General features: G+C 59.8%; 3 protein-coding genes. All 3 read right to left on the reverse strand.

Annotated elements, in window-relative coordinates; genetic code table 11:
* Positions 1 to 718 (reverse strand): Gp37-like protein (locus ABD120_RS39460; protein ID WP_343955622.1); only part of this gene is annotated, 718 nt, incomplete at its 3' end.
* Positions 711 to 1,634: a phage tail family protein gene (locus ABD120_RS39465; RefSeq protein ID WP_343955624.1), complete on the reverse strand. Its 924-nt coding sequence runs from the start codon at positions 1,632 to 1,634 to the stop codon at positions 711 to 713. The genes ABD120_RS39460 and ABD120_RS39465, both read right to left, overlap by 8 nt.
* 13 nt (positions 1,635 to 1,647) lie before the next feature.
* Positions 1,648 to 3,352 (reverse strand): phage tail protein (locus tag ABD120_RS39470; RefSeq protein WP_343955626.1); only part of this gene is annotated, 1,705 nt, incomplete at its 5' end.

Raw genomic sequence — 3,352 nt, forward strand, 5'->3', positions numbered from 1 at the left:
TGACGAATCGCGATGCGGTGGGCGCCGCTAGCTTGTACTGGTAGGCGACGAGGTTGCCCGCTGAAGGGCTGAAAGTGGCCCGTCCGGCAGAATGGGCGACCGGCCGGTATGACTCGAAGCTGAGACGATCTGCGAGCCCCTGGCGCAGCCTCCATCCGACGCCAGTTGCGGCGCCGATCTCTTGAAGCTTCACGCCCATCGTGTCGAATCGCGTTGTGATGTGCACACGGGCGCCCAGCGCCGAGAGCGGTACGTCGAGTTGGGGGATGATGCGGTCAGCGCGGGCGGACGGCCCTGCGTTCACATCGACCAAGTCCCTCATGACGCGTCCGGCCGGGCCGGACGCGGTGTATCGCTCCGCTGTCTGCCCGTCGATCCCGGCAGAGGGGACGGGCAGAGTCACTCTCGACCACAGAAGGGCTTCGTCGCTCACGCCCGTGTACACGGCTTGGCTGGCGCCCGGTTGGTCGGCAGACCACACGTGATCGATCGCGCGTAGCGGGCCTGACATGATCGGGGCGGGCACGCCTTCGATCCACACGATGATGCCGCAGCCCTCGACGAGGATGTCAGCCTCGGGAGAGTCGGCCGGAACCGTAAGCGTCCACGAACCAACGCCGTTGAATCGGGTGATCGCTTCCATGCTTGTGTATTGCTCGACCACTCCCACGCGCTTGTATTGGCGGTCGCGTACCTCGACGAAGAACTTACTAGGCACTCAGAAACCTTGGGAGGTAGGAGAGGCTGACGGACGTGTCAACGCCTGCGCTGCGCACGTCAATAGCGACCGTGTTCGAGCCGGGAGAGATGGGCCACAACTGTGGTCCAGGTGCGAGGAATTCCCAGAGGTTCGCGCCCGTGGCGATATCGCGGACTGATTTGGTGCCGGGTCGGGTATCGACCAGGATTGCCTGTGTGTCAGTGAGGCTCACATTCAGGCTGAAGCTTTGGTCAGCCCGCCCGGGGAACTTTCGGATGAAGGTCATTCCGGTTGCAGGGCCATGAATCGTCCACGTGGGATAGGTATCTACGTCGCCGGTAACGGTGATGGTAGATTCGCCGTTAAGGCTGTGAGCCTTGTTAAGCATCGGACGGTTGAGGAACTTCGCGCCGAAGAACGGATGTAGGTCAAGCTCGCCGGTAGAGAACCGGATTGTCTGGCTGGTGCCGCTGTAGAAGTACGGATCTAGGGCGCGGAAGATCAGACCCCACTTTAGCCACTCGACGCCGGACACTTCTTGTCCCTCGTCGCCTCGGGCGCCGTCGAAGTAGTAGGCATCAATGTAGCGCCGCGAGCCGTCCTCTTCCGTGAGCGTGATTCGGCACGCCCCCTTAGTCGGCTGGATGGCCGCGAGGAAAGCCCGCTTCAGCGCCAGGAGATCCCCGTGGTTTGCAGCTTCCATGTAGATGGGGATGAACAGCTCTCGGGCGGGAGTCCGAACGTTGCGTAGATAGCCTCCGTCGATGGCGACCATCTCGTCATACTTGATTTCGTATGGCGGCATGTCGAACCCCTTCATGCCGGGTAACACGGCGAACTGGCCGGTGGTGAGGGTGTATGAAGACGTGTACACGCCCCCGGTTCCGGCCGCCACGTCGGAGGGGGTAGCCAGTTCGACCCGCGTTCGTGCCATCGGCTACCCCCTCCTAGGTAGTTGCGTAGAGCGCATCGGCATAGTCCAGCGCATCAATGATCTGCCGCTCAGTCGGCACGGTTGGAATCGCGTTCAGGTTGATCTCGTAGGTGTTTCCACGTGTGCCACTCGTGGCGATATCGCCACTCGCTGGCCGACCTATTGCAGATATGCGGCGCGCGTTCGGGTTCTGCCAAGCCGGAACGGCAAGCTCGGGCGAGCCCCATGCGTCCGCTGCGCCCTCGGCGAGGCCGGTAACGGCTCGATCGACTAGACCAGCCGTCGCGGTGATACCGCGCGCCAGTCCTTCCGCGAGGAACGCGCCCATCTGGTGCATGACCTTGGATGGAGATTCGATTCCTAGGATGGACTTTACGGTTCGAATCAAGCCGCCGACCATGTTATCCCACTGGTCTACGACCCAATTCCAGAGCGATACAATTCCGTTCCACAGGCCATTGACGATTTCGCGGCCCGCGTTATATAGCCAGGAGCCAGCATTGGAAAAGAAGCTCATGATTCGGCCCGGGACCGATTGCACGAACGAGATCACGTCGTTGAAGCGTGACACGACGGCGCTCTTAACTTCACCGAACCACGTGGAGAACTTCCCGGGTAGCGACCTGAACCAATCGAGAGTGGAGCCGATATCGCCGACTCGGTCGGAGATCCAATCTACGATTGAATTCCAGATGTCCTCAGCGAAAGCTGAGATCTGATTCCAATGCGTCTCCCAATTGTCATCGAAGAGTGCAAGGATTGCCTTGAACTGCTCGATGAAGTTGTTCCAGATCGTTTCCGCGATTGCGACGATCCCATCCCAGAGGCCGGAGAAGAATGTTTTGATTCCTTCCCAGGCTCGTTCCCAGTCGCCGGTGATCACACCGAGAATGAATTCGATCAATCCGGAAAGCGCGGTAAGCACACCATCGACTACGCCAAGGATCCCGTCGAAAATATTCGCAACGATATTGAGCAGCGGGCCGCCGAAATTGTTCCAGGCCCAGGCAATGAACTCGAAGACGCCGGACACGATTTCACCGACACGGGCCACGATAGATTCGATCTTGGCGCCCCATTCGGCGAATCGATCCTGATTGTCCCGAACCCATTGGACGATATCGCCGAATACGCGGCTGATAATTGCTCCCGCCTGTTCGACGAGCGGCGCCGCAGTTTCATAGAGGAAGGTGAGAACACGAGACAACCATGTATCCTCTGAAAGCCCTCCACCATTGAGCCAATCGACCGCCTGTCGAATCCAACCGACGAGCTTGGTAAGCGCAGGAGCGACCCATGTCGTAATAGCGTAGGAAAGCCCCTCGACTAGTAGCGAAATGAGCTGTGCTAGCGGCGGCAAAAGCGGAGCTACCGCCACCAGAACCGACGCAATCGCGCTGGCTATATTCTGGATTGCCCCCGACTGGGCGAGGATCGTTACCGCGCTTCCTAGCTCGGTGAAGACGGATGCCAGGGCAGGCCCAACGGATGCCAGGGCGGGCGCTAGCGCGTTGATCGCGGTTGCCAAGATCGGGCCGACCAGCTCGGCTATTCGGGCTACATGAGGCGCTACAAGGGCGATCCCGTGAGAAAGCGCTAGAACGACCGGTAGCAGGGCCGATCCGATTTGGGAAAGTGATTCAAAGATTGTTACAAGAATCTGCTGACCCTCGGCCGAATCGACGAATCGGTGTACGCCGTCCACGAGCTGACCAATC

Source organism: Nonomuraea longicatena (assembly GCF_039525605.1).
Classification (GTDB): Bacteria; Actinomycetota; Actinomycetes; order Streptosporangiales; family Streptosporangiaceae; genus Nonomuraea; species Nonomuraea longicatena.

Coding starts and splice junctions, on each gene's coding strand:
- ABD120_RS39465 (WP_343955624.1), bottom strand. CDS start 1,634: ATGGCACGAACGCGGGTCGAACTGGCTACCCCCTCCGACGTGGCGGCC.